Origin of the sequence: Paraburkholderia ginsengiterrae (assembly GCF_001645125.1) — a bacterium.
GTDB classification, from domain to species: Bacteria; Pseudomonadota; Gammaproteobacteria; order Burkholderiales; family Burkholderiaceae; genus Paraburkholderia; species Paraburkholderia ginsengiterrae.
The window spans coordinates 99,540-121,388 of the sequence record NZ_LXKA01000338.1 but is presented as its reverse complement, the minus strand read 5'-3'; the positions used below and the strand labels follow the sequence as shown (position 1 = coordinate 121,388).

Genomic DNA, 21,849 nt, shown 5'->3' with positions numbered 1-21,849 from the left:
GCCTACTCGCAACGGCGACGGGGGACGTCGACTCTACTCGGGGAACTCGCGCCGGGTATTGTCCGCCGAGGAGCTGCGAGCAAATCGCATTTGATATTCGCTCGGCGAGAGACCTGTTTTGCGTTTGAACAGCTGCCGAAATGTGCTGACGTCTCCGTAACCCACTTGCTGGCTGACCATGTCGACGCCAATGGGCCTGGATTCCAGCAAGCGTTTGGCGACTTCGATGCGCAGGTTCTGAAGATACGCTAATGGTGCGAGGCCCACTGCCAGCTTGAAGTGCCGATTAAGAGTCCGTTCGCTGACAGCAAGCCAGTCCGCGAGTTCGCTTAGCCGAAACCGTTGCTGAAGCGTCGCCTCCATTCGCTCCTGAGCTCGCGCGACGAGCGGATCGACGTGACCGTGTTCGTCGAGAAGCGTCGCGTAGGAAGCCTGAGAAGTCCGGTTTATATCGATCAGAAGCGACCTGGCTGTCGTCGCGGCGAGCTTCTCGCCGGCGAACATTTCCACCAGCCGCACGGCGAGGTTGAGGTACGACGTCACCGAACCACCCGAAAGAATGCCATCTTGCCCGGTCAGAACTTCGCTGGCCCGAAGTTCGACATGAGGATAACGTCGGGCGAAGTCAGCCGCCTTCGCCCAGTGTGTCGTGGCGATCCGGCCATCGAGCAAGCCCGCCTCCGCAAGCAGGTAGTTGCCGGTGCAGTAAGCAGCCAGCAAGGCGCCGGCTTTACGCTGGGACCGTAGGGCGGAAGACAGCGCGTTCAACTGCTCCCGGCGGCCGACGAATTCGTCCATGTTGGAGAAAAAAGGGGCCGTTAGCAGGATGACATCCGCACGTTTGCGTGGATCGATTTTGCCGTCCACGGAAATGCTCTGGCCCGAAGCAGCCTTGACGGATTGTCCGTCAAGCGATTCCACGCGCCACACAAAACCGGGCAAAACTGCGCTGCCGCGCGCGGACTCGCGGGCGCCCAGATGATTCGCGGCGTTGAAGATGTCGATGGGGCCCGCGACGCCGGATGCCATGATTCCGTCGTAGACCCAGATCCGAATAGTGATCATTTGGCGGCCGCCTTTCGTGTGTCTGATATTCCTCTAACAATGGCAATACTGCCACTTCCACCCGTCCTCGTAAAGGCGGATCATCCGTTGACCAAACTACCTCACGAAGGAATTACACCATGCCGATGATCGACGCATTGTGGCCGGAAGATGCCCTGACTCCTGAAGCCGAAGCACATCTGGTTCGCGAATTGACTGACATTTTGATCGCTGCGGAAGGCTACGACCCGAGCAGTCCGATCGCGCGGAGCGTCACCGTTCTCAATCTCCATCGACCCGCCGCCGTTTTCGTCGGCGGAGAACGCTCGATGGCGGCGCGCTACCGCGTTATTCCGTCGGTGCCGGAGGGGCAATATACGGATGAAGTCCGCAGCAAGCTGTTAAAAGACGTGACGGAAGCGGTGGCGCGCGCGGAGAACCGGCCGTTTGACGAGGTCGCGCCGCGCGTCTGGGTGTTCCCAACTGAAATCCCCGACGGCCAGTGGGGCAGTCGTGGCGGCATCTGGACGCTGCCCGCGATTCACGCGATTTTGGCTGGTGAGGCCGAACGGCATGTCGGCGAGGAGCGACTCGCGCGCAGACGCCGCGAAAAAGCACGCATCACGTTGGCCGCGGCTCTGGATGCCGCTAGTTCCCACGTTGCCGAGTCGTAAGCGGCATCCTTCGTACGATATTCAGCGGAGGGGGAGTGTCCCCGCTCGCGCTGACAATGTTCATACATTTGACGGAGAATCAACATGAAGTTCAACGATACGGCGCCTGTCATGGCTCCTGCTGGCGGTCCGCCGCTCTGGCTGACCAAACTGGCCGAAAATGCAACGCTCGAGGCGACTGTCCTGAAGCGTCCGGTTGAAGGACGGGCCGACATCCTTTCCGTGATCAAGCACGCAGTCTCGCTCTACGAATTCCAGCATCATAGTTACAAAGGCGTGGTAGGCAACGGGCTTTATATGGAGTCCTACCGCTCGCGGATTCAGGGCCTACCGATCGAGACCGTGCTAGTGGCTCATCTGAATGAGCAGGGCGAAGCCGACTCTGTGGTAATCAACCATCGTCCGCTGAAAGCCGCGGTGCTATTTTCGAACCTGATGTGGGAGCGCGTTGACGAGCGGTTCCGCGACCTCTATTTGACGGGACCGGAAGCCGCGGCTTTGAATGCAGCGTCCGCTGCGACTTGACCGGTTGATGCAGTAACCAGAGCCACATTGTTCTGGTAGTTAGAGGACGTTCCCTTCTCCCGGTGAGTCATCCTGTTTAACGTTCTGGTCGGCATGGTGCACTGCCGCTCGACTCCGCACACCTCGGCATTCTGTGCGCGAAGAGCGAAATCGGCGGCCGTTCCCGCCTCAAGCCGCAACCTTCCGTTCCGCTCCAAGCGGCAATTCAGGCATTTCACGATCGGACTGCGGCACCGAGCCCGGCTGGCGATGCACGTCGTGCGTCACGAAACCCTGTTCGCGGCTCGGCACATCGAACCACTCCCGGTGAGCAAACGAATCGCGAATGTCTTCGAGCCCGCTTTCCCAATGCTCGTGCATCGTATCGACGCTGAACTCGTAGTCCTTGTAGTGCCCCTCATAAGGCTTGTTCTTGTAGATGAGATGCACCACATTGATCGCGCTGCCATCGGCCGCTTCTTCGGCGAGACGGAATAGCGGATCGGCCTTGCGCAGATCGTGCGGAACGTGGGTCAGCAGTTCCTTGATAAAACGCGCATGCTTCTGACGGTCCGCGAGCATGTTGGTAATCGCCCGCGTACGGCTCGAGTACTGAATATCCTTGGCACGCTCGGACACGTCGAGGAAGTCGCCCGGCACATTGCCTCGCGCGCTCCACAGATCGACCTGAAAAACCAGCGCATCCTTGTGGTCGGAATCACGCAGCACTTCGGTCAGCGGCGTGTTGGAAACGAGGCCGCCGTCCCAGTAGTATTCGCCGTCGATCTCAACCGCCGGAAAGCCCGGCGGCAACGCACCCGACGCCATGAAATGCTCCGGTTCCAGACGCATCTTCGTGTTGTCGAAGTACACCAGATTGCCGGTCCGTACGTTCACCGCGCCTACCGAAACGCGGATGTCGCCGTCATTGATGCGGTCGAAATCGGCGAACTTCAACAACGTTGCCTTCAGCGCGGCCGTATCGTAGTAGCTGACCACATCGGGGCGCTGCTTGCCGAAACCTGCCGCCGGCAACGGCACGCGCGGCGAGAAGAAGCCCGGTTGGCCCTCGGTCAACGCGCGCCCGGCTGCCCACATGCTGGCCCATTTGCGCGACTGGTCCTGCAGGCCAAGCCCGGGCAGCGCCCAGGCGCCCAGTCCGCTGATCCAGTCGAGCGGATGGCAGATCGAATCCCAGAATCCGCGCAATGCTTCCACGCGTTTCTCCGGCGCATTGCCGGCAATGATCGCCGTGTTCAGCGCGCCGATCGAGACGCCGGCGATCCAGTTCGGTTGCACACCGGCCTCGGCGAGGCCTTCGTAGACGCCCGCCTGATAGGAGCCGAGCGCGCCGCCGCCCTGCAGCACCAAGGCAATTTCGTCGTAGCGCGGCAGCACGAAAGCATCCGGCTGCCGCTTGATTTTCTTCGGGCTACCGAGCATACATACCCCTTATTGCATTGCCCAGCCATGGCTGACAATGATCGACTGACCGGTGAGTGCATTCGATTCGAAGCCCGCAAGGAATGCAACCGTATTGGCGACGTCTTCGACCGTGGTGAATTCACCGTCCACGGTTTCCCTGAGCATCACGTTCTTAACCACCTCGGCTTCGGAGATGCCGAGCGCCTTGGCCTGCTCGGGAATCTGCTTGTCGACGAGCGGTGTACGCACAAAACCCGGACACACCACGTTCGCCCGCACGCCGCGTGATCCGCCTTCCTTCGCGACCACACGGGCGAGTCCGAGCAAGCCATGCTTGGCCGTCACATAGGCGGATTTCAGCTTCGACGCCTCGTGCGAATGCACCGAACCCATGTAGACGATCGAGCCGCCTTTGCCACCCGCGTACATGTGCTTGATCGCCGCCTTCGTCGTGAGGAAGGCGCCGTCCAGATGGATCGCCAGCATCTTCTTCCAGTCCGAGAACGCATAGTCTTCAATGGGAGCGACGATCTGGATGCCCGCGTTCGAGACGAGCACATCGAGGCTGCCGAGTTCCTGCACCGCGCGTTCGATGCCGCTGTTGACCGCTTCTTCGCTGGTGACGTCCATCGCAACCGCGAGCGCCTTGCCGCCCGCCGCAACGATGCTGCTCGCCACCTTCTGCGCGCTTTCGAGATTCAGGTCGGCAATCACCACCGCGGCACCGAGGCTCGCGAGTTTGCGCGCGCACTGTTCACCGATACCGCTTGCTGCACCCGTCACGAGCGCGACTCTATTGTTCAACGACATGCTGTTTTCCCTCTCTATCCGTTCTCGAAGCGTTATTGATTGACGGCGAGCTTCACGCTCTCGGTCGAAGCCAGATAATCGAGCGCAACTTCCCCGATATCGAGCGTGAGGTTGGCGATCACGTGCCGCGCGCCGACCACGCGCTTCACCGGCAGATCGGCGACGGGCGCCAGCGCGTGCGGATGCAGTTCGAGCGCGGCCGGACCCGACCACGCGCCGAGCACGCTCACGTCGCGCAGATAGAAGCGCACGAGTTCACACACGCGCGGCGAACCGTCGACGTGCGGAATCACTTTCAACAGGTAATTCGGTGTGTCAGCAAGCTTCTTGCGTTCGGCCTCGATGTCGAGCGCCACGTGCTTGAAGCCCATCGTGCCGGTTGCGATACGCTGCGTGCCGTAGTCGAGCGTGCCGAGCAGCGTGTCGTTGCCGTCGACGCTCAAAGTCGGCCTGGCCAGCTTCTTCGGAAAACCCCAGATCTCCCGGCCGCCCGCGATCGGCCCTTCGTCGTCGAGGTACATCGAATGTGTGTAGTTGCCGAGGCGCCCTTGCTGGTCGCGCACTGAGATGACCTGACCGCTTTCGGTGTAGTCACCGAAGCCCGACGAATCCGGCATGCGAATGAATTCGTAATGTACGAGGTCGTTTTCCGGGTGCAGCGGCTCCGGCACTATGGCGCGCAACGCGTCGAAATCGGTCTCGTACGAAATGATGAAGTACTCCCGATTGATGAAGCGGTACGGCGGCCGGGGGTACGCAGGATTGTGAACAGGCATCGCAAAAGCGTCTTTGCGGATTGAAGCGATATTCATGAGACTCCCTTATGACTGGCAGCGTATGCGGCACCGGTGCAATGGTAGAGGCAATGCTTACGCAATAGGAGCCACCATTTGTCAACAGATTGTTACCTAATCCGCAACGCTGCGACTGGAACTTTGGTCACACAGCAGACGCAAGGCGGGCATGCCCATTGCGCCTGACTGTCAAGCAGGCAATTGGGGGAAGACGATGAGGCCTCGTCACGCACTCGTATGCACCAGCACGGTTTTCGTGTTCGCCATCTCAACCGTCTCCGCGGTTATGGCACAGGCGCAGGCCAGCGCGCCGCAACCGGAAACGCCGATGATCAAGCCGCCGCCCGCAGCGGCTTCAGGCGCGGCGAGCGCGACCAATCCTGACAACATGCCCGTGAAGAAGCCGGACAAGCCCACCAACGACAGGATGATTCGCACCCCGCCCGCCGACGGAGCGAAACCGCAGTAAGGCCCCCAGGGATCAGTTTCGAAAGTCCGCGGGTACAGGCCTTGCGGCGCGATGGTGGTGCTGGTTGACCAGCGATAGACATCGCGGCTCACATAAAAACAATCGCGAGACCCGGCATCCGGATTGGCTAATACAGCGGAGGGAAACATGACGCAGACAGTAATAGGTGTTTTTGACAGTTACGTCGACGCATCGAGCGCGCAGCGAGCGCTGGTCGATGCCAACTTTGTGCCGGACGACATATCGGTTTATTCGACGGCAACCGTGCGCCCCGTGAAGCATGGCCCCCGTGCGTACGCGCACGGCTCGAGCAGCATGCACGATGGTTCGGTGGCCAGTCCGCTCGAGCAGCGTGAGCAGCGTGAGCAGCTCGAACAGCTTGAGCGGCTCTTTGCGCGGACGTTCCGTCAGGGGGAATATCCGCTGGAGACCGAGTTCTACCGAGAGGTGATTCGGCGCGGGGGTGCAATCGTCAGTGTCGATACCTCGGACGCGAAAGTCGACGTTGCGCAGGAGGCGATGACCCGCAGGGGAGCGGTCGATATCGATGATCTGGCGGCAGGGTGGCGCCGCGACGACTCGCTGTCTCGCATCATGGAGAGCGAAGTGCGCTCGCAACCCTCAGCGGGCATGGCTGCAGCGAGCGGTCAGTCTTTGCGTTCGCAAGCCGGCACGAATCGCACGGAAGATCCCGCAGCGGACGGCATGAGCAGAAACATGAACGCGGGTCCGGTGGCCGGGCCGGAGGCGCGCGAACGCGCCAATCCACATCCCGCAGGCGGCGCCGGCGTTGCGGCTGTACCGGAGGAGGGGGCCGGCCGCGCGTATACGCTCGGCAACGGCGCTCAGCAAAACCGGGAGGCGGTACCAGATCCGCGCGGCGCTGCGTTGACAGGCACAACGTCTGAAGACGAGTACAGCTCGTACGAGGACGAATTTCGCCATGACTACGACAACCAGTACGCGAACACCGGCTCGCCGTACAAGGACTATCAGCAGGCATACCGGCATGGTGCGGCAGTTGGGCGGGATGCTCGCTATCGCGACTACGACTGGCCCGACGTCGAGGCGGACGTCCGGCGGAACTGGGAAACCACCTATCCCGATAGCGGCTGGGACCGTTTCAAGGTGGCTGTGCGACATGGCTGGGCGCGTGTGACCGGCCGGGAATGACGCTGGATGGTCACTCGGCCGCCGGCGTTCTGAACTGACTTGCAGAGCGCCGGCGTACGCGTGCGCGGCAGGATGTCCAGCAGCGCGTCGAGTGCGACTGTGTCGTAGTACTCGAAAAGCGAGCGCTTCGCCGGCAGTCAACACCAGTCTTCAGGATGACTTTCCACCCCCATCCATCCCCGCACCCTTGCGCCAGACATCCTTGCCTTTTTCAGAAAGCTCGCCGGAACTGTGGGTGGCGTCAGGTTCGGTGCCCTCTACTGCCATCGCACCTCCCGGTTGTTCCTGGGCCGGGGTCTTTTTGCGTTGGCGAGCGGCAACGCGTTCGTCGTGCGAGCGTCCGGCATGGTCATTCATGATGCTCTCCTTGATATGTGGTCTGGTTTGTTCTTGCACGCGCTATATCTGACCCAGAACCACCAGAACTACGACGATCACAACGATCAGGCCGAGCGTGCCCGTTGGGGCATATCCCCAGCTCCGGCTGTGCGGCCACGCAGGAAAGGCGCCGATCAAAAGCAGGATCAGTACGATAAGAAGAATGGTCCCAAGCATAAGGCCTCCAATTGGCAAGCATCATTAAATGACAACCGTCGATACGGGTGTCCATGGTGGCGCAATGGTCGTGCCTGATAGAACCGGGAACGCGGCATGCGCCAGTTCTGGAACCTGTTGGATCAGCGACCGGATTTTTTTTACCAGTTGGCCCAGCCTGCAGGACGATATTCGCAGCGCGGGTGGACACTGGGTCGAAGCGCGGGTTGTCGAAGTCGGCAAATTCATCTCGTGTGGCAAGCCCGAACTTCTCTCCGAACTCGGCAGCAAGCTGATCGCGCGACGGTAGATGTGCGGCGAGCCGAGGTGACACGGGACACGGCCGATTGTGTATCGCGCGCCTCTGCTTCCAGAATCTATCCGCTGTTGCGCGTTTTATCGTGGGACCGCTCGTTGCTCAGATTCAAGAAACTACGGAGGGGGGTCATGTCGACGGTGCTGCTGGTGGAAGACAACGCGAATGCACTGCAGGCGATGGAAGCTCTGGTGGCATCACAGGGCTATCTTGTCAGGACGGCAGCCGACGGCGCACAGGCAATGCGCATTGCGAAGGAGCAACGGCCTGACATCGTGATATCGGACTGGATGATGCCGGTCATGGACGGACCGGCGCTTCTCCGTGCGATGCGAGCCAACGCCCGCCTCGCCGACGTCCCGGTAGTCCTGACCTCGGCAACAGCGGCTCCGCCTTCGGGATTGTCTGCTGTGGCGTTTCTCCGCAAGCCTGTTGCCGCGTCGCAATTGCTGGAGTTGATCGGTCGGCTGATAGGGCCGACCAGCGCCGCGAGACGTCCGGGCGCTTCCCCTCCCTCGAAATAGGTTGCCCTTGATCCGCGGCCTTGTTGGCGATGCGGATGCCGGCAGCAACGTTTGCAAAGGGCGTAAAGTTTGCAAACAACCGTGCTGAGTGAGCGTGTGCGTGCCGCACCTATTCAGTCATGCTTGAAATCTGCTCGATGGGCAGTGTTCCAGACCGATTGGTATATAAGCCACCCTGATTCCCGGGACGAGAGCGAAAGAGGAGATGCGCGATTCAGCCGAAATGATCAGCACTACGATTTGACGGAAGGCGTCAATGTGGCTGAAACATATGATAGCCGGCGCTCAGCCAACAGATGGCTCACCTTCACCCGGTTTCTTGCCCGGCTTGTCTGCCGGCGACTGTTTGCGTGCTTCATCGTGGCGCTCCGGCATGCGGCTGCGCTGATCGTCGCTGTGCTCCACTGGTTTGGGTTGGCCGCGATCGGGCTGTTGCGTGGAGGTCTTCTGGTTCATGGCCTGGCTCCTTCGAATCGTGTTGCCAGGAAGCCAGCAAGTGCCGTACCGCAAGCGGCCCGAGCCGGCAACGTGCCGCTTTTTTTACGTGGCTCGAAGACGCGGCGGGGCGGTGCGCCGTGGTGCGCGGCATGTCCTCGCGGGGTGCATGTGCGGGGCCTTCATGAGAACGGGTACAGAACTGAGCCTGGCAGGTACCTCTTTTGCTGACCGATTAATGATCGATTCTGGTTCGTTGGGACATGAATCCGCAAGGGAGGGGCAAACTGGCGGAGCCCTGAATGTCGCCACGCGTGCTGCCGTCAAGGCAAGTTCGCGCCGATGCGGCGTTGATCTTACGCACCGAAGGCGCTGAACGAGAGACTGCAAATGGCGCGACATAAGGCCGACATTGACGATGGCGAATACGAAATTCACGGTAGCTACCACGGGACCAGTGACGGCCGTTTCGTGGGCAGGCTGAAAGTTCTCAGAAAAGCTGACCGGAAGGTTCTCTTCCCATTTGACGGCGCGCCTCAGATCGGGCCTTGCGCGACCTTCGAGGAGGCGCGCCGGGCCGCCATCGAATATGGCCGGAAAATTGTGGCCGCGGATCGCGCCACCCCGGAGAAGTGACATGCATTCCCGGGCATTCGGGTTGCTGCCATGGTTGACGCAGAGCACCGCATGCCACCCGCTTGCCACCCGTATGTCACCGCGCGAAAGCGAGCTACAGATTGCCACACCTGATCAAGGAGAGGATCGATGACGAAGTCACCCGCAGCGACCGATACAGTATCCGAATCCAAGGATTCTTTCGTGATGGATCTCCGGAGAATACGCGAAGAGGCGCGCAAGCACATGTCGGACGGACCGGTCACGCAATCGTACGGCGCGGACCGGGCAATCGTGCTGAAACTGCTCAATGACGCGTTGGCTACCGAGATCGTCTGCACGTTGCGTTACAAGCGGCATCACTTCATGGCCAAGGGCATCAATTCCGAAGGCGTGGCGAAAGAGTTCGCCCAGCATGATGCTGAGGAGCAGGAACACGCCGACCGGATTGCCGAGCGCATCGTACAACTTGGCGGCGAGCCGGATTTTGCGCCGGATAGCCTGAAAACACGTGCTCACTCCGAGTACAGGGAAGGCACGAACCTGACCAGCATGATTGGCGAAAACATGGTGGCCGAACGGATTGCGATCGATACGTATCGAGAGATCGTTCGCTACCTCGGCGAGAAGGATGTCACCACGCGCCGGCTATTCGAGGAAATCCTCGCGGTAGAGGAAGAACATGCCGACGATATGGCCGATCTGCTTCATGGCCGCGAATAGGACTTAGGGGGCATGCGATTGCGTCGAGGAAACTCATGGCGAGAATGAGCGTCAAGGTAACGTCAGCCGACGTCGCCGGCGTCCGCGTATCGCATCCTGACCGCATTATCGAGAAGCGCGCCGGCATCCGCAAGATCGATCTCGTGCACTACTACGCATCGGTCGCTGACCGGATGCTGCCGCATCTGCAGGACCGGCCGGTGTCGCTGGTGCGCGCGCCAGAGGACATCGGCGGCGAGCTGTTCTTTCAGAAGCACAGCCAGAAACTGTCGATTCCGAACGTCAAGCAGCATCCCGGACTCGATCCTGGCCATCCGCCGCTGATTACTGTCGATACGCTCAAGGCGCTGATTGGTGCCGCGCAAATGGGCACCGTTGAATTTCATACATGGAATGCCTTGGTGTCGAACATTGAGAAACCGGATCGCATGGTGTTCGACCTCGACCCCGGAGCGTCGCTTGGTTGGGAGCGGATGATCGAGGCCGCGCAACTCACACGTTCGCTGCTGGAAGAACTGGGCCTGATCTCGTTCTGCAAGACGAGCGGCGGCAAAGGGCTGCACGTGGTGGTGCCGCTCACGAAACACGCCGGCTGGGACGAAGTCAAAGCGTTTTCGCAAGCGGTGGCGCAGCACATGGCGACGACGCTGCCCAAGTACTTCAGCGCGAAGATGGGCCCGCAGAATCGCAGGCAGAAGATCTTTGTCGATTACCTGCGCAACAACCGCGGATCGAGCACGGTGGCCGCGCTTTCAGCGCGCGCCCGGCCCGGTCTGGGCGTGTCAGTGCCGCTTTCGTGGGATGAAATCGCGACCACCACGCGTGGCGATCAGTGGACCATCGAGAATGTGCTCGAGCGCCTCCATGATCTTAAGCGCGACCCGTGGCAGGGCTATGCGAAGACGCGTCAGCGCATCACAGCGGCAATGATGAAACGTCTGGATGAAGGTGGCGGGTGCGGCTAGCACTGACGGTGCGCTGAGCGCGGTCAGCTGGCCGCGCTTGCCGGCAACGCCAGACCTTTGCACGAGTGGCACGACGGTTGCTGACTTGCTCATGTACAGGCACTGCTGGTTGGCGGACGGCGATCCGTCAGTGGCGGTGCTGAAATTTTCAATCTATGGGAGGCGGCATGCATATTGTCACGAGCGTGGGCCCGCTGGTTTCGCTGATCGCTGGCATCCTGATTCTCGTGGTGCCTCGCCTGTTGAACTTCATCGTGGCGATCTACCTGATTATCATCGGGCTGCTGGGGTTGTTCGGGGGACATCTCCACTGACTCGAAATCATCCGGAGAAAGACACGTCGCGCATTGCCGCGGCGGCGCCGATGTTCGCCTTCACGCACATCCTGGGAGGATTTCATGAAACGGCCATGGTTAATTGCGCTTCTTCTGCCGCTGACACTGGGCGGCTGTCTCTCGTTCAGCAGCAGCGACCCAAGTCCGCCGCAGCACACGACAGTCGTGGTGCCGCCGCAGTCGAGCGTTGTCACCACGCCTGGTCCTGTTTGCAGTCCGACACCTTGCCAGGCTCCATCGGAGTGAGTTCACGGAGAGCCGGCCGCCGCGTCCGGCGTTCCGGTCACCCCGGCTAATTGCCGGGCCTGACGCATCACAGCGCCGGCGAACAGCACTGTATCGTCGACGGGCAGACGTGCGGAACGCAACGCGCGCGCCGTCCACGTATTGCAAGTGTGAAAGGCATCGTAAGTGCCTACCGCGGCATAGAACACGCTACCCGGGTAAGGACCTGCGCCCAGAATTACTGGTTGACCGTTCGGATCGGTCTCCAGCGACTCTCGCAGGTAGGTTTGCAAGCCGTCCCTGCCGGCGGCATTGATCGCAAGGCGGACTACGTTTGCTGCGCCAAACGCCTCCGCGGGCGGCGCGCGCAGCGCCGCCATCAGCAATGCGGCTTTGCTCGGAAGCAAGGCCGCGATCATCGTGAGCGGGTCGTGTCGACGCCCCACGACGTACTGGCGTTCGCCGAAACCGAAACAGAAAAACCGGGCGCCTGCAAAATCTCGAGCCACTCTGGCGAGTGACGTGTCCATATCTTCACTGCGAATGCAGATATCGGTGTGCCAGTCGCGCTCGACGACTTCGATGGTGGTAGCCGTCGGCGCGGTCAACCCCGTCGCGTCACCTGGTACTGAAGAGGGCATGGGCGGCGCGCTTGCGCAGGCTGCAAGCGAAGCCGCTATAGCAGCGCGTGCAACAACCGCACGAGTACGGCTGCAATGCAAAGATCGACGTTTCTGCAAACTCAGAACCCGCTCATCTTCTTGCAAGACCGACCATCAATGTAACCAGGAAGATCACAATAAAGATGTAGAACAGGATCTTGGCGATAGCCGCAGCACCGACAGCAATACCGCCAAAGCCAAAGAGCGCTGCGACGATCGCGATGACGAAGAAAATAAGTGCGTATTGAAGCATGACGATTCCCTCCTGATGGCCCGCCCAATCGGCGGAACTAGATGTTGCGGACGGCTTTGCGCCGCCGCTTTATGACCTCCTCCCTGTCAGCACGAGCCGTGCATCCAGGGGCGGTTCAATGCCGGTTTTCCGTAGTGGATCCGCAATCGATGTACCCGCTCAATTAGCGTTCTGCGTATCGCCGCAAATCGATGAGGATTCCGATGCCGTTATGAGGCGCGGCCGCGCAGCCGGTGATACCAGTTCATCAACGGCGTCGCGGAGATGCCGTGAATCACGACCGACGCCGCAACCACGGCCAACGTGAGTGGCACGAGAGGCGTGAGGTCGCGTGTGGTGCCCTGTTCGAGCGCATACGTCAGGTAGTAAAACGACCCGGCGCCGCGAATGCCGAACCAGCTCATGAGCCGCCGCTGGGTCTGCGTCGCGGCCGAGTTCAACAGCGACAATTCCACGGATACCGGCCGCGCGAGTGCGAACAGCACCAGGGTAAGCGCGACGGTTTGCCCTGTGAACAACCGCATCTGCAGATTGGCGAGCACGTTGCCGATCATCGCCATCACCACCAGTTCGGCGATGCGTTCCAGTTCGATCGTGAAGCCGAGCACCGACTCTGTCATGTACGCGTGCGCCTTGCTCGGATTGGCCGCCGTTGCGTCGACATCTTCGGAGTCGACCGTGCCTATCGCCTTGCGCGGCGAAACGCCGCCGCTTGCGCGATGTTCGACGCGGCGCATCGCGACGCCTGCTGCGAACACCGCCAGAAAACCATACGTTTGTGCGAATTGCGCGGCGCCATACGCGAGTTCGATCAGGCCCAGCGCAAAGAAGCCTTCGAGACCTAACGCCTGCGCGTGGCGCGTGCGCAGCCAGGCAACCGCGTGTGTCGTCGCCCAGCCGAGCGCGCCTCCAATCGCCAGCGCGCCTGCCACGCCCCACGCGGCGCGGGGCGCGATTTGCCAGTTCAACGCACCGCCGCTCTGGGCGGCGGCGGGCATGCATACCGCGAGCGCGAGCGTGACGAAGGGCAGCGCGATACCGTCGTTCAGTCCGCCTTCGCCGGACAGTGCGAAGCGCACCAGATCATGGTCGCCGGGACTGTGCACCTGAACGTCGTGTGCCAGGACCGGGTCGGTCGGCGCCAGGATCGCCGCCAGCAGCAGCGACGGCCCCCAGCCGAGTTGCAACCCGTACACACAGAAGAGAGTCAGCAACAAAACGGTTGCCAGCATGGCGAGGAAGCCGAGGCGCAGCGGCACGGTCCAGAGTTTGTCCAGAATGCGCAGACGCAGGCGCAGCCCAATTGCAAATAGCGACACCAGTAGGGCAATTTCGGTGATAACACGGAGCAGATGCGCATCGGCCGTGATATCGATGTGCAACAGACCGACGCCCGGAGGCCCGAGTGCGTAGCCGATCGCCAGATAGAACATGGCGGCGCTGCAGGGCAATTGTCGCAACGCAGTCGCAGCAATGCCCATAAAGACGAGCACCGCCCCGACGATGAGGAACCACAGTGTTTCGTGCATAGGCGCCGATTAAATCCGCCTGCGGTTGGGTTGCGCGGCGTTGCGTTGGGCATTGCAACGCTGGAGGCCGGACTCCAGCTCGCGCTGCACGTCGTGGTTTAACCGGCTTCGCCTACTTCGGAGGGATCGGGCAGTTCAGGCAGATCACGGGTGTCGTCCGGCGGTGCGGGTTGGGCATGGTCGCTTTCGGATGTCGATATAGCGTCGTCGTCGTGTGTCCGGGTGGCTTGCATCGTTCTCTCCTTCGGTCTGGTTGATATGGCGGGCGCACGCGGCATGCCTGGGTGGCGTTTTACCTTTCGGGTGAGCAAAGTCACTTCGGCGGCCTAGTCAGGGTTTTTGTCGTACGTCTGGATCGGCATGACTTGTGCTGATCAATACCTTAGGCAGTCAGGGAAACCGTGTTTCGCCGATAAGTCCGATGGCGAGTCGATAAGGAGAAAGCGCATGAAATCCAGGCACTTCCTGAAAGTAATGAGCGTAGCGACAGTGTTCGCGGCGGCGCCGGTCGGCATGATGTACGCCCAGGCCAGCAACGCGACAGCGAGTGGCACACCGGCTAGCGGGACACAGCTTTCGCCGGTGGACCAGCAGTTCGTTCAGGACGCCTCCCAGGCGGACGCCACTGAAATCGCCGCGAGCAAGGTCGCACTCACTAACTCCAACGACGCCCAGGTGAAAAAATTCGCGCGGCAGATGATCGCCGACCACACAAAACTTTCGCTCGGCATGGCGGTGCTGGTTGAGAAGAAGGGTTTTGGCACAACGCCGTCGGCGGATTCCGCGCTGGTCGGCAAGCTGCAGACGCTCAAGGGCAGGGAGTTCGATCAGGCCTACGTTGAGCAGATCGGCGTAGAAGCGCATCAGCGGGCCGTGGACCTGTTCCAGCAGGAGAGCCAGAGCGGCACCGATGCCAAACTCAAGGCGGCAGCCATGCACGCGTTGCCGACCATCAAACATCATCTCGCGATGGCGCAGCAGCTTGCCGGTGCAATGAAGGGTTCGTCATGACGCGATTTTGCCGGCGCCGGGCTATGGGGGTATCTTTATGCGCGTTACTTTTCCGGATGACAAACCCGTATTCGACGGGTCCAACCTGACCGTGGGTTTCATCGCGCACGCCGATGGCCAGCCGGTCGAATGCGCCATTACGGCAGAGGCGCTGGAAGATCATTTCGGCGCCGATTCCGCGCTGGAAGCCTCATTGCTGGTAGCCTTCGAGAAGGGCCTCACCCGCATCCACTCCGTCTGTGCGCAAGTGCTCGGTGAAAACGGCGGAAAAGACATCGTGCTGCATAGCGGGCTGTTCAGGATGGAAGGCAAGCGACCCGATCGAGGCCCCGCGGCATAGCGCCATGGCGAACCGCTGTTTGAGCACAGAAAAAAGACTAACAACGGAGGCATCGTGCGGGCGGCCGAATATCGCTTTTCCACTATCTGGCGCATCGATGCGCCCGTGCAGGAGGTTTGGGCGGCAATTCAGGACTCGGCGCGCTGGCCGGAATGGTGGAATAACGTCGAGCACGTGGATCAGCTGGAGACGGGTTCCGATCAGGGAGTCGGCGCCCTGCAACGCTATACGTGGAAAGGCTGGTTGCCTTATCACCTCGTTTTCGACATACGCGTCACACGCGTCGACCCGCTGGTCGCGCTGGAGGGGCAAGCCAGCGGCGACGTCGAAGGCGCCGGCAGGTGGAGCTTCTCGACCGACGCAGGCAACCTTACGGTCGTTCGTTACGACTGGTGCATTTGTACCAATCGCGCGTGGATGAATGTATTGGCGCCGCTGTTGCGGCCGTTTTTTCAATGGAATCACGACGCCGTGATGCGCGAAGGCGGCAGGGCTTTGGCGCGGCGGCTGGACGCCCGGCTGCTAGGCATCGAGCATGGATGACAGGTAATGGTCCGCTACGCCCGATATATCGTGAAGTGGGCATGGTTGTTGCACATATTGGCTGAGCGAAAAGCGCTTCATGCACGATCGCTCACGGTCAGGTGTCGTGATTCAGGCATATACGAAGCGTGATGTCTGCCAATCCTAGGAATATTCGATTCTACGAGTCCTTGTAATTGTTACTACGGCTATGAGTCACATTCCAACCTCGCCGCGTCATGCGGCGCTGATCGTTGTACCCGGCATCCCTCGCGGTCCGAATGGCCTTGCAGCCGGACTATGGGCCCTGTCGGTCCGCTGCCCGACAGGGCAACTTCGGGTCGCCGCGATGTGGCAGTTAATACGACCGTACGCTTCCTGCCTGATACGGACCCGTGCGCGTTCTGACCGCAAAGTGGGCTATGAAGAACTCAGTTTCATCTTTGCCGGCATACCGGACGAAACGCTACCGGCGATGGTCGACTATCTTGCTGCTCAGCCATGGGTGCTCGATGCGTGGCTTGCACCGTGAATGTCTTGATTGAAGAGTCTTTGACGGGATGGATTCTCAATATGCGGAATTGAAGGGCGTGTAGAACAGACCGGCAGACCGGGATGAAGTCCTTTACGTTTTTCACGCACGGGAGTAGGTGCGTTATGTAATCAGGAAATCTAAATATTAAGGTGTGACTCGTCCGTGCCTTGCCGATTTTGAAGCGAAAAGTCTTGCGTACAGGAGGTGATCATGAAGTGCGGGTACCGTGGATGGATCATAGATGCGGCCCCGGATTCATCGTGTGGGAAGTTTTTCGCCCATGTGCGTCTGGTCCGCGCATCGACAGACGAGGAGACTGAGGGCGAGATGCATATCGAACGTCATCTCGCCTGGTTCGACACCGAGGAGGAGGCGATCGAAGTTGCCCAACAGTGGGCGTTCGCGTGGATCAACACGCGCGATGGTGAGTTCGCCGGCAAGCAGGACGAGTCGCAGATATCGCGGATCGAAACGCCGATCGACAGCGTTGCCAGATAGAAAAGCGATAGCGCCGGCTTCCAGGGAAGCCCAGGGGTAGCGCGGCTGCAAGCATGACCACTGGCATGCCGGCCGTAGCGGCGTCATTCCGCAACCACCTGCACAGTTCGATGCCGTCGACGCGCGGCATCGAACAGGTTCACGGCGCATCGGCAAATGGTCAAACTTCAGGCGCCGCGTCCCATTTGGGCTTGGTTTCCCTGCCCCATTTGTGCGGATCCTGTTTGTGAAGTTCTTCCATTTTCTTCGCGACATCGGGATGCTTGTCCATGACGTGTTTCGTCATGACTTTAACCATCTCGTCCCATGATTCAGCCGACAATTTTTGATCGCATTTGCCACCGAGCTCGTTGCACGTCATGGTTTTCATCTGGAATCTCCCTTCAACTTCCAACGATGCCATGTTGAATCGACGAGCAATTACCGGACCGCGATCTTCGGGCCCGGCGCAAGCGAGCTTTGGCGAAAGATCGCCGCAGGCGGCTATTTGGCTTCCTCCGCCGAGTTGTGGATCGCCTGGCCACCCTTCGAAATATCTTCGCCCGCACCCGCAATGGTGTTGCAGGCCGCAAGCAGCGTGCTGCCGGCGATCAGAATGAGAGCAATGAATCGAGCCATGTTGATCTCCTTTCAGGGATTCCTGGCAATGGCAGGCGGCAGTTAGCCGGAACACACGGGGTCGCCGTATGACTCTTATAGTAGTCGAGATATCGGCCCACGGCGACGTCGAATCCAGGACCCTCGGCAACCGCGCCGCCACTCCCAAAAGTGATAGGTAATCCAGGAGATGGATTCGATCCTGTCCTCAGCCAAACTACAGACGTGCAAGCAAGCTTGAGACAGCAGAGCGATCACGCGATGCTGATCTCCTGGAGCGACCCCACGCGAGGCCATTTCGGCGATCAACGCTGGACCAGCGCGAGGTCGCGTTGCAGCGGACTCTGCATTCTGACCGGAAGCATCATTCGCCGGGGCGATCCGGTTTATAAGCGGCAACGCCGGGACGCAAGCCGCAAGATAACCGGCATCGAAATGATCCTCGCTGTTGCACTCGAACGCGTGGCGGTGTAGGAAGTGAGGGTTTGAATGGTTCAGGGCGATGAAGCAGCGGCGGGCATACGATAAGGCATACGAATGGTTTTTGCACCCGTGGCAGGCGAGGGCGGGCTGTGCGGAGCATGGGCCGACCAGGTGGCCTCGCCCGCTATTCGACGTGACAGCCGCGTTCCAGCTGCACGAGCAGCGCCTCCGGTATCCCGATGCCGTCACGCGCGGCAGCCTCGGCCACCTCATCTCGCCGATAACCCGGCAGGCGGACGCCGTCGTCAACGAGCATCAGGTCGATCAGCGTCTCGATCCGCGCCTCGTATATGGCGGTACCCGCCAGCGCAGCCGGGTCGATGATCCAGAAGAGATGCCCGACGCGCGAACGCGCGCCCTCGGCGGTGAGAAACGATCCTGCTTCCGCGCCGAATTGCGCGCCCGACAATGCGGCAGCCAGCAGTTCGACCATCAGCGCGAGCATCGCACCCTTGGCGCCGCCGAACGGCATCATCATGCCGTCGAGCGCGGCCTGTGCGTTTGTGGTCGGCTGACCGTCGGCAGTCGTCGCCCAACCCTGCGGGATGGGCTTTCCATCTCGCGCTGCGATCATGATCTTGCCGCGTGCCACTTGCGATAGCGACAGGTCGATGGCGAGTGGCCGGCCCTTCGAGCGAGGAAACACCGCGGCGATCGGGTTTGTGCCGAACAGCGCTCGTTTGCCGCCCCAGGCCGGCATCGACGCAGGCGCATTGCTGAAGGCGAGCCCGACCAAGCCGGCCGCGCCGATTGCCTCGAGGTGATACGCCCCCGCGCCAAAATGATGGCTGCGCACGATGCTCGCCGCTGCCGTGCCGAACTGCCGCGCACGCTCGATGCCCGTCGCAACCGCCAGCTCGCAGGCCGCGAATGCCAGGCCGTCGGCGGCATCGACCAGAAATGCCGCGCCCTTGTCGCGCACGATTCCCGGCACGGCGGCAGGATCGACTCGCCCGTTGCGCAGCTGCGCAACGTACATCGGCAGGCGCGCAACGCCGTGTGACGCGAGCCCGCGCGCGTCCGCGTAGACGAGCGCGCGCGCCGTGGCGTCGGCGGTCGCGGGTGTCGCTCCCGCTCCGAGCAAGGCCTCACGAGCCAGTTTGGTCAGTTCACCAGCCGTGACGTAGCGCAGATCTGGATCGCTCATTCGCGCCCCTCGCGCATCGCCGGGCGCGGCGACAGCGGCAACATGCCGTCGTCCACCTGATCGGTCATTTCCTGTGTGGCTTCGCTGCGCGGCGAGGCCAGCACCGAACGGGCCGTCTCGATGTCGAACACGCCTTCCCAGCGCGCGACGACCAACGTCGCAACCGCATTGCCAATCATGTTCACGAGCGCGCGCACTTCATTCAGCACGCGGTCGATACCGATGATGAGCGTGATGCCCGCCACCGGAATGATCTGGTGCGACGAGAGCGTTGCCGTTAGCGCGACGAGCGCCGCCCCCGCGACGCCGGCACCGCCCTTCGAGGTCAGCATCAGGATCGCGAGCAAGCCGAGCTGCTGCATCAGCGTGAGGTGTGTGTTGGTCGCTTGCGCGATGAAGAGCGAAGTCATCGTGAGGTAGATGGCCGCGCCGTCGAGGTTGAATGAGTAACCGGTCGGCAGCACCAGACCGACCACCGACTTCGGGCAGCCGAGCCGCTCGAGTTTCTCCATCAGGCGGGGCAGCACGGATTCGGTGGTCGACGTGCCGAGCACGATCAGCAATTCCTCGCGCAGGTATTTGAGGAGCGGCCAGAGACCCACGCCCGCCCAGCGGCATGCCGAACCCAGCACAATCCCGACGAACAGGAAGCTCGTGATGTAGAAGCACAGAATCAGCAGGCCGAGCTGCTGGAGACTCGCGATGCCGTACTTGCCGACGGTGAACGCGATCGCGCCGAAGGCGCCCAGCGGCGCGAGCCGCATGATCATCTCGACGATCCGCATCAGCACGTCGCCGAACTGCTCGATGCCGCGCTGCAGAATCCGGCTTCGTCCCGACATGATCGACAGCGCTATCCCGAACAGCACCGAAAACAGCAGTACCTGCAACAGATCGCCGCGCGCGAACGCGCCGACAACCGAATTGGGCACGATCTCCTCGAGGAAACTCGCCTGCGACTGCGTATGCGCCTCGCTCACGAAACGCGAAACGCCGCTTGCATCGAGCGTGGCGGGATCGACGTTCAGCCCCGCGCCCGGATGCACGACGTTCGCAATCACGAGACCGATAAGGAGCGCGATCGTCGTCACGATTTCAAAATAAAGGATCGTCTTGAATCCCACGCGCCCGACCTGCTTCAGGTTTTCCATGCGCGCGATGCCTACCGATACCGTGCAGAAGATCAGGAGCGTGATCAACATCTTGATCAGGCGGATAAACGTGTCGCCGAGCGGTTTGAACTGAACGCCGAGCGACGGCGCGAAGTGGCCGACGAGAATGCCGGCCGCAAGTCCGATCAGGACCTGCACATAGAGATGCTTGAGCACGCGCAAGATGGTGTCTCCTCCACTCGCTGCTGCCAGAAGATAGACGGGCGCGCCGCACGGCACACGGCCGCTTAGTTGAGCGGTGTCGTGCCGGCGCGCACCGGACGGGGACTTCGTATTGCCCTGCTGCTTCTATCGGTGATGCGGTGTTGAAGTGATGCGGTGTTGCGGTAAAGCATGCCGTGCATGCGGCAAATCAGGCGCTTTCGAACAGCCTCGTCAGCACGAACTCACGATGGCCGAGCGTTTCCGCCGAAGTCCAGCGACCGTTCGCCGTGGCGAGCATGCATTCGAGCAGGCGGTCTCCGGACTGGTCGAGGTTCTGCTCGCGTTGCAGGATGCCGGAGACGTCTACGTCGATATGCTCGCTCATCGTGCGCACCGTGCGCGGGTTCGCGCAGATCTTGATGACCGGCACGATCGCGTTGCCGATCACGTTGCCTTGCCCCGTCGGGAAGAAGTGCACCGCGAAACCCGAGGCCGCGCACAGCGTGACCATCTCGGCCGCGGCGGAGGACGAATCCATAAACCAGAGGCCCGGATGTGTCGGCATTTCCGCCTTGTCGAGCACGCCGTCGACCATGCACTTCTTGCCGATTTTCTGGATGTTGCCGAGCGCCTTTTCCTCGATGGTCGTGAGCCCGCCCGCAATGTTGCCCTTGGTGGGCTGCGACTCGGAGAGGTCGTCGGTCTTCCAGCGATTGATCATGTCCTGGTAGCGATCGAACATGAACTGGAAGCGCTCGCGCACGCCGTCGTTCGCGCAGCGCGCGGCCACAATCTGCTCGCCGCCCGTGAGCTCCGACGTCTCGCCGAACACGAGCGTGGTACCGAGACCGTACAGCTTGTCGAACGCGTTGCCGACGGTGGGGTTCGCGCCGCAACCGGAGGTGGTGTCCGACTCGCCGCATTTGGTCGATACCCACAGGTCGCTGATCGGACATTCCTCGCGCTCCAGCGAGGTCGCATATTGCACCATCTCCTTCGCCGCTTTCGACGCGCGCATGATCGTGTCATGGTCGCCGTGAAGTTCGATGCCGAAGCCCATGACCGGCTTGCCCGACGCCGCGATGCCGTCGACCACGCGCTTGGTCCAGCCTTCCTCGATGCCGATCACGACGACCGCCGCGACGTTCGGGTTGCTGCCCGCGCCGATCAGCGTGCGAAAGTGCAGGTCGAGGTCGGCGCCGAACTGCAGACGGCCATACGGATGCGGCAGCGCCATCGTGCCTTTGATGTTGTTCTCGACCGCCTGCGCCGCCGCGTTCGACAGATCGTCGACCGGCAGGATGATCACGTGATTGCGCACGCCCACGCGGCCGTTGCTGCGGCGATAGCCGCGGAAAGTCGTATCCAGGTCAATTACGCTCATGGTGTCT

The 21,849-nt window shown here is 61.2% G+C and carries 30 protein-coding genes and 1 pseudogene; 14 read left to right on the top strand and 17 right to left on the bottom strand.

Features of this window, described 5'->3' with window-relative positions:
* Positions 1-33: 33 nt before the first annotated feature.
* Complete coding sequence (locus tag A6V37_RS27345) at positions 34-1,065, bottom strand: GlxA family transcriptional regulator (RefSeq protein WP_064271552.1); 1,032 nt, start codon at positions 1,063-1,065, stop codon at positions 34-36.
* A gap of 119 nt (positions 1,066-1,184) precedes the next feature.
* Between A6V37_RS27345 and A6V37_RS27340 the strand changes: the two genes are divergently transcribed.
* Positions 1,185-1,718 (top strand): tautomerase family protein, encoded by a 534-nt coding sequence (locus A6V37_RS27340; RefSeq protein WP_064271551.1) that lies wholly within the window; start codon positions 1,185-1,187, stop codon positions 1,716-1,718.
* A gap of 84 nt (positions 1,719-1,802) precedes the next feature.
* The gene (locus A6V37_RS27335) at positions 1,803-2,243 is read left to right on the top strand and encodes a hypothetical protein (protein ID WP_064271550.1); all 441 of its coding nucleotides are present in this window, start codon (positions 1,803-1,805) and stop codon (positions 2,241-2,243) included.
* A 168-nt stretch (positions 2,244-2,411) separates the two neighbouring features.
* Here the strand turns inward: A6V37_RS27335 and A6V37_RS27330 are convergent, their stop codons facing one another.
* The 4 genes from A6V37_RS27330 to A6V37_RS41905 form a co-directional block, all read right to left on the bottom strand.
* Positions 2,412-3,665, bottom strand: coding sequence for a DUF3734 domain-containing protein (locus A6V37_RS27330; RefSeq protein ID WP_064286488.1), 1,254 nt, complete (start codon positions 3,663-3,665; stop codon positions 2,412-2,414).
* A 9-nt stretch (positions 3,666-3,674) separates the two neighbouring features.
* The gene (locus tag A6V37_RS27325; RefSeq protein ID WP_064271548.1) at positions 3,675-4,457 is read right to left on the bottom strand and encodes a 3-hydroxybutyrate dehydrogenase; all 783 of its coding nucleotides are present in this window, start codon (positions 4,455-4,457) and stop codon (positions 3,675-3,677) included.
* Positions 4,458-4,489: 32 nt separating this feature from the next.
* On the bottom strand, positions 4,490-5,269 hold the full coding sequence (locus A6V37_RS27320) for an acetoacetate decarboxylase (RefSeq protein WP_064271547.1): 780 nt from the start codon (positions 5,267-5,269) through the stop codon (positions 4,490-4,492).
* A gap of 207 nt (positions 5,270-5,476) precedes the next feature.
* Positions 5,477-5,812 carry a hypothetical protein gene (locus tag A6V37_RS41905; protein WP_064271546.1) on the bottom strand — a complete coding sequence of 112 codons (336 nt, stop codon included), beginning with the start codon at positions 5,810-5,812 and terminating at the stop codon, positions 5,477-5,479.
* Between the two features lie 55 nt (positions 5,813-5,867).
* Here A6V37_RS41905 and A6V37_RS27310 point away from each other — a divergent pair, with 55 nt between their 5' ends.
* Positions 5,868-6,893, top strand: a complete 1,026-nt coding sequence (locus tag A6V37_RS27310; protein ID WP_064271545.1) for a hypothetical protein — start codon at positions 5,868-5,870, stop codon at positions 6,891-6,893.
* A 150-nt stretch (positions 6,894-7,043) separates the two neighbouring features.
* Here the strand turns inward: A6V37_RS27310 and A6V37_RS27305 are convergent, their stop codons facing one another.
* Together A6V37_RS27305 and A6V37_RS38595 are read right to left on the bottom strand one after the other, a co-directional pair.
* Positions 7,044-7,250, bottom strand: coding sequence for a hypothetical protein (locus A6V37_RS27305; protein WP_064271544.1), 207 nt, complete (start codon positions 7,248-7,250; stop codon positions 7,044-7,046).
* A 42-nt stretch (positions 7,251-7,292) separates the two neighbouring features.
* Entirely contained in the window at positions 7,293-7,448 is a 156-nt protein-coding gene (locus tag A6V37_RS38595; RefSeq protein ID WP_064506454.1) for a DUF3309 family protein, read from the bottom strand.
* A gap of 28 nt (positions 7,449-7,476) precedes the next feature.
* On the opposite strand from A6V37_RS38595, the gene A6V37_RS43230 reads away from it, so the two are divergent.
* Together A6V37_RS43230 and A6V37_RS27295 are read left to right on the top strand one after the other, a co-directional pair.
* A complete protein-coding gene (locus A6V37_RS43230) occupies positions 7,477-7,737 on the top strand; it encodes a type 1 glutamine amidotransferase family protein (RefSeq protein ID WP_423213166.1) in 261 nt (86 codons plus the stop codon).
* A 137-nt stretch (positions 7,738-7,874) separates the two neighbouring features.
* Positions 7,875-8,267 carry a response regulator gene (locus A6V37_RS27295; protein WP_064271542.1) on the top strand — a complete coding sequence of 131 codons (393 nt, stop codon included), beginning with the start codon at positions 7,875-7,877 and terminating at the stop codon, positions 8,265-8,267.
* Positions 8,268-8,552: 285 nt separating this feature from the next.
* On the opposite strand, the gene A6V37_RS41525 is transcribed toward A6V37_RS27295, so the two are convergent.
* Positions 8,553-8,723, bottom strand: a complete 171-nt coding sequence (locus tag A6V37_RS41525) for a hypothetical protein (RefSeq protein WP_165614490.1) — start codon at positions 8,721-8,723, stop codon at positions 8,553-8,555.
* A gap of 369 nt (positions 8,724-9,092) precedes the next feature.
* Between A6V37_RS41525 and A6V37_RS27290 the strand changes: the two genes are divergently transcribed.
* The 4 genes and pseudogenes from A6V37_RS27290 to A6V37_RS39520 all read left to right on the top strand — a co-directional run bounded on the left by A6V37_RS27290 (position 9,093) and on the right by A6V37_RS39520 (position 11,319).
* Positions 9,093-9,338 carry a DUF6723 family protein gene (locus A6V37_RS27290; RefSeq protein WP_064271541.1) on the top strand — a complete coding sequence of 82 codons (246 nt, stop codon included), beginning with the start codon at positions 9,093-9,095 and terminating at the stop codon, positions 9,336-9,338.
* Positions 9,339-9,467: 129 nt separating this feature from the next.
* Entirely contained in the window at positions 9,468-10,040 is a 573-nt protein-coding gene (locus tag A6V37_RS27285) for a ferritin-like domain-containing protein (RefSeq protein ID WP_064271540.1), read from the top strand.
* A gap of 68 nt (positions 10,041-10,108) precedes the next feature.
* Positions 10,109-11,005, top strand: a pseudogene (gene ligD, locus A6V37_RS27280) (non-homologous end-joining DNA ligase); the annotation flags it as partial.
* Positions 11,006-11,172: 167 nt separating this feature from the next.
* Positions 11,173-11,319: a DUF3096 domain-containing protein gene (locus A6V37_RS39520; RefSeq protein WP_075643569.1), complete on the top strand. Its 147-nt coding sequence runs from the start codon at positions 11,173-11,175 to the stop codon at positions 11,317-11,319.
* Between the two features lie 269 nt (positions 11,320-11,588).
* On the opposite strand, the gene A6V37_RS27275 is transcribed toward A6V37_RS39520, so the two are convergent.
* The 4 genes from A6V37_RS27275 to A6V37_RS42900 form a co-directional block, all read right to left on the bottom strand.
* Entirely contained in the window at positions 11,589-12,206 is a 618-nt protein-coding gene (locus A6V37_RS27275) for a DUF2459 domain-containing protein (protein WP_082904874.1), read from the bottom strand.
* Positions 12,207-12,318: 112 nt separating this feature from the next.
* Positions 12,319-12,480, bottom strand: a complete 162-nt coding sequence (locus A6V37_RS38590; protein ID WP_064506453.1) for a DUF1328 domain-containing protein — start codon at positions 12,478-12,480, stop codon at positions 12,319-12,321.
* A 209-nt stretch (positions 12,481-12,689) separates the two neighbouring features.
* Complete coding sequence (locus tag A6V37_RS27270; protein WP_064271538.1) at positions 12,690-14,009, bottom strand: cation:proton antiporter; 1,320 nt, start codon at positions 14,007-14,009, stop codon at positions 12,690-12,692.
* Positions 14,010-14,107: 98 nt separating this feature from the next.
* A complete protein-coding gene (locus A6V37_RS42900; RefSeq protein WP_278185303.1) occupies positions 14,108-14,242 on the bottom strand; it encodes a hypothetical protein in 135 nt (44 codons plus the stop codon).
* 214 nt (positions 14,243-14,456) lie between these two features.
* Here A6V37_RS42900 and A6V37_RS27265 point away from each other — a divergent pair, with 214 nt between their 5' ends.
* The 4 genes from A6V37_RS27265 to A6V37_RS41900 all read left to right on the top strand — a co-directional run bounded on the left by A6V37_RS27265 (position 14,457) and on the right by A6V37_RS41900 (position 16,915).
* Positions 14,457-15,020 (top strand): DUF4142 domain-containing protein, encoded by a 564-nt coding sequence (locus tag A6V37_RS27265; RefSeq protein WP_064271537.1) that lies wholly within the window; start codon positions 14,457-14,459, stop codon positions 15,018-15,020.
* Between the two features lie 37 nt (positions 15,021-15,057).
* Positions 15,058-15,360 (top strand): DUF1488 family protein, encoded by a 303-nt coding sequence (locus A6V37_RS27260; RefSeq protein ID WP_064271536.1) that lies wholly within the window; start codon positions 15,058-15,060, stop codon positions 15,358-15,360.
* A gap of 54 nt (positions 15,361-15,414) precedes the next feature.
* Positions 15,415-15,903: an SRPBCC family protein gene (locus A6V37_RS27255; RefSeq protein WP_064271535.1), complete on the top strand. Its 489-nt coding sequence runs from the start codon at positions 15,415-15,417 to the stop codon at positions 15,901-15,903.
* Positions 15,904-16,744: 841 nt separating this feature from the next.
* Positions 16,745-16,915 (top strand): hypothetical protein, encoded by a 171-nt coding sequence (locus tag A6V37_RS41900; protein ID WP_207547687.1) that lies wholly within the window; start codon positions 16,745-16,747, stop codon positions 16,913-16,915.
* A gap of 160 nt (positions 16,916-17,075) precedes the next feature.
* Here the strand turns inward: A6V37_RS41900 and A6V37_RS27245 are convergent, their stop codons facing one another.
* Positions 17,076-17,285 carry a DUF1059 domain-containing protein gene (locus tag A6V37_RS27245; RefSeq protein WP_064271533.1) on the bottom strand — a complete coding sequence of 70 codons (210 nt, stop codon included), beginning with the start codon at positions 17,283-17,285 and terminating at the stop codon, positions 17,076-17,078.
* Between the two features lie 113 nt (positions 17,286-17,398).
* Positions 17,399-17,533 carry an entericidin A/B family lipoprotein gene (locus tag A6V37_RS27240; protein WP_064271532.1) on the bottom strand — a complete coding sequence of 45 codons (135 nt, stop codon included), beginning with the start codon at positions 17,531-17,533 and terminating at the stop codon, positions 17,399-17,401.
* Positions 17,534-17,749: 216 nt separating this feature from the next.
* On the opposite strand from A6V37_RS27240, the gene A6V37_RS27235 reads away from it, so the two are divergent.
* A complete protein-coding gene (locus tag A6V37_RS27235) occupies positions 17,750-17,986 on the top strand; it encodes a DUF3331 domain-containing protein (RefSeq protein ID WP_207547686.1) in 237 nt (78 codons plus the stop codon).
* Positions 17,987-18,119: 133 nt separating this feature from the next.
* Here A6V37_RS27235 and A6V37_RS27230 read toward each other — a convergent pair whose 3' ends face one another.
* The 3 genes from A6V37_RS27230 to A6V37_RS27220 all read right to left on the bottom strand — a co-directional run bounded on the left by A6V37_RS27230 (position 18,120) and on the right by A6V37_RS27220 (position 21,842).
* Positions 18,120-19,142 carry an Ldh family oxidoreductase gene (locus tag A6V37_RS27230; protein ID WP_064271530.1) on the bottom strand — a complete coding sequence of 341 codons (1,023 nt, stop codon included), beginning with the start codon at positions 19,140-19,142 and terminating at the stop codon, positions 18,120-18,122.
* The gene (gene dctA, locus A6V37_RS27225) at positions 19,139-20,476 is read right to left on the bottom strand and encodes a C4-dicarboxylate transporter DctA (RefSeq protein WP_064271529.1); all 1,338 of its coding nucleotides are present in this window, start codon (positions 20,474-20,476) and stop codon (positions 19,139-19,141) included. Before dctA ends, A6V37_RS27230 begins: the two co-directional genes overlap by 4 nt.
* Positions 20,477-20,666: 190 nt before the next feature.
* Positions 20,667-21,842, bottom strand: coding sequence for a UxaA family hydrolase (locus tag A6V37_RS27220; RefSeq protein WP_064271528.1), 1,176 nt, complete (start codon positions 21,840-21,842; stop codon positions 20,667-20,669).
* Positions 21,843-21,849 lie beyond the last annotated feature (7 nt).

What these genes read in the sequence shown, in the direction of transcription:
- A6V37_RS27220 (WP_064271528.1), bottom strand. Translation starts at nt 21,842, where the DNA reads ATGAGCGTAATTGACCTGGATACGACTTTCCGCGGCTATCGCCGCAGC.
- A6V37_RS27240 (WP_064271532.1), bottom strand. Translation starts at nt 17,533, where the DNA reads ATGGCTCGATTCATTGCTCTCATTCTGATCGCCGGCAGCACGCTGCTT.
- A6V37_RS27275 (WP_082904874.1), bottom strand. Translation starts at nt 12,206, where the DNA reads ATGCCCTCTTCAGTACCAGGTGACGCGACGGGGTTGACCGCGCCGACG.
- A6V37_RS27285 (WP_064271540.1), top strand. Translation starts at nt 9,468, where the DNA reads ATGACGAAGTCACCCGCAGCGACCGATACAGTATCCGAATCCAAGGAT.
- A6V37_RS38590 (WP_064506453.1), bottom strand. Translation starts at nt 12,480, where the DNA reads ATGCTTCAATACGCACTTATTTTCTTCGTCATCGCGATCGTCGCAGCG.
- A6V37_RS39520 (WP_075643569.1), top strand. Translation starts at nt 11,173, where the DNA reads ATGCATATTGTCACGAGCGTGGGCCCGCTGGTTTCGCTGATCGCTGGC.
- A6V37_RS41525 (WP_165614490.1), bottom strand. Translation starts at nt 8,723, where the DNA reads ATGAACCAGAAGACCTCCACGCAACAGCCCGATCGCGGCCAACCCAAA.
- A6V37_RS27295 (WP_064271542.1), top strand. Translation starts at nt 7,875, where the DNA reads ATGTCGACGGTGCTGCTGGTGGAAGACAACGCGAATGCACTGCAGGCG.
- A6V37_RS27245 (WP_064271533.1), bottom strand. Translation starts at nt 17,285, where the DNA reads ATGAAAACCATGACGTGCAACGAGCTCGGTGGCAAATGCGATCAAAAA.
- A6V37_RS41900 (WP_207547687.1), top strand. Translation starts at nt 16,745, where the DNA reads ATGCATATCGAACGTCATCTCGCCTGGTTCGACACCGAGGAGGAGGCG.
- A6V37_RS27335 (WP_064271550.1), top strand. Translation starts at nt 1,803, where the DNA reads ATGAAGTTCAACGATACGGCGCCTGTCATGGCTCCTGCTGGCGGTCCG.
- A6V37_RS42900 (WP_278185303.1), bottom strand. Translation starts at nt 14,242, where the DNA reads ATGCAAGCCACCCGGACACACGACGACGACGCTATATCGACATCCGAA.
- A6V37_RS43230 (WP_423213166.1), top strand. Translation starts at nt 7,477, where the DNA reads ATGACAACCGTCGATACGGGTGTCCATGGTGGCGCAATGGTCGTGCCT.
- A6V37_RS27260 (WP_064271536.1), top strand. Translation starts at nt 15,058, where the DNA reads ATGCGCGTTACTTTTCCGGATGACAAACCCGTATTCGACGGGTCCAAC.
- A6V37_RS27340 (WP_064271551.1), top strand. Translation starts at nt 1,185, where the DNA reads ATGCCGATGATCGACGCATTGTGGCCGGAAGATGCCCTGACTCCTGAA.
- A6V37_RS27305 (WP_064271544.1), bottom strand. Translation starts at nt 7,250, where the DNA reads ATGAATGACCATGCCGGACGCTCGCACGACGAACGCGTTGCCGCTCGC.
- A6V37_RS27320 (WP_064271547.1), bottom strand. Translation starts at nt 5,269, where the DNA reads ATGAATATCGCTTCAATCCGCAAAGACGCTTTTGCGATGCCTGTTCAC.
- A6V37_RS27290 (WP_064271541.1), top strand. Translation starts at nt 9,093, where the DNA reads ATGGCGCGACATAAGGCCGACATTGACGATGGCGAATACGAAATTCAC.
- A6V37_RS27230 (WP_064271530.1), bottom strand. Translation starts at nt 19,142, where the DNA reads ATGAGCGATCCAGATCTGCGCTACGTCACGGCTGGTGAACTGACCAAA.
- A6V37_RS27265 (WP_064271537.1), top strand. Translation starts at nt 14,457, where the DNA reads ATGAAATCCAGGCACTTCCTGAAAGTAATGAGCGTAGCGACAGTGTTC.
- A6V37_RS38595 (WP_064506454.1), bottom strand. Translation starts at nt 7,448, where the DNA reads ATGCTTGGGACCATTCTTCTTATCGTACTGATCCTGCTTTTGATCGGC.
- A6V37_RS27270 (WP_064271538.1), bottom strand. Translation starts at nt 14,009, where the DNA reads ATGCACGAAACACTGTGGTTCCTCATCGTCGGGGCGGTGCTCGTCTTT.
- A6V37_RS27330 (WP_064286488.1), bottom strand. Translation starts at nt 3,665, where the DNA reads ATGCTCGGTAGCCCGAAGAAAATCAAGCGGCAGCCGGATGCTTTCGTG.
- A6V37_RS27325 (WP_064271548.1), bottom strand. Translation starts at nt 4,457, where the DNA reads ATGTCGTTGAACAATAGAGTCGCGCTCGTGACGGGTGCAGCAAGCGGT.
- A6V37_RS27345 (WP_064271552.1), bottom strand. Translation starts at nt 1,065, where the DNA reads ATGATCACTATTCGGATCTGGGTCTACGACGGAATCATGGCATCCGGC.
- A6V37_RS27310 (WP_064271545.1), top strand. Translation starts at nt 5,868, where the DNA reads ATGACGCAGACAGTAATAGGTGTTTTTGACAGTTACGTCGACGCATCG.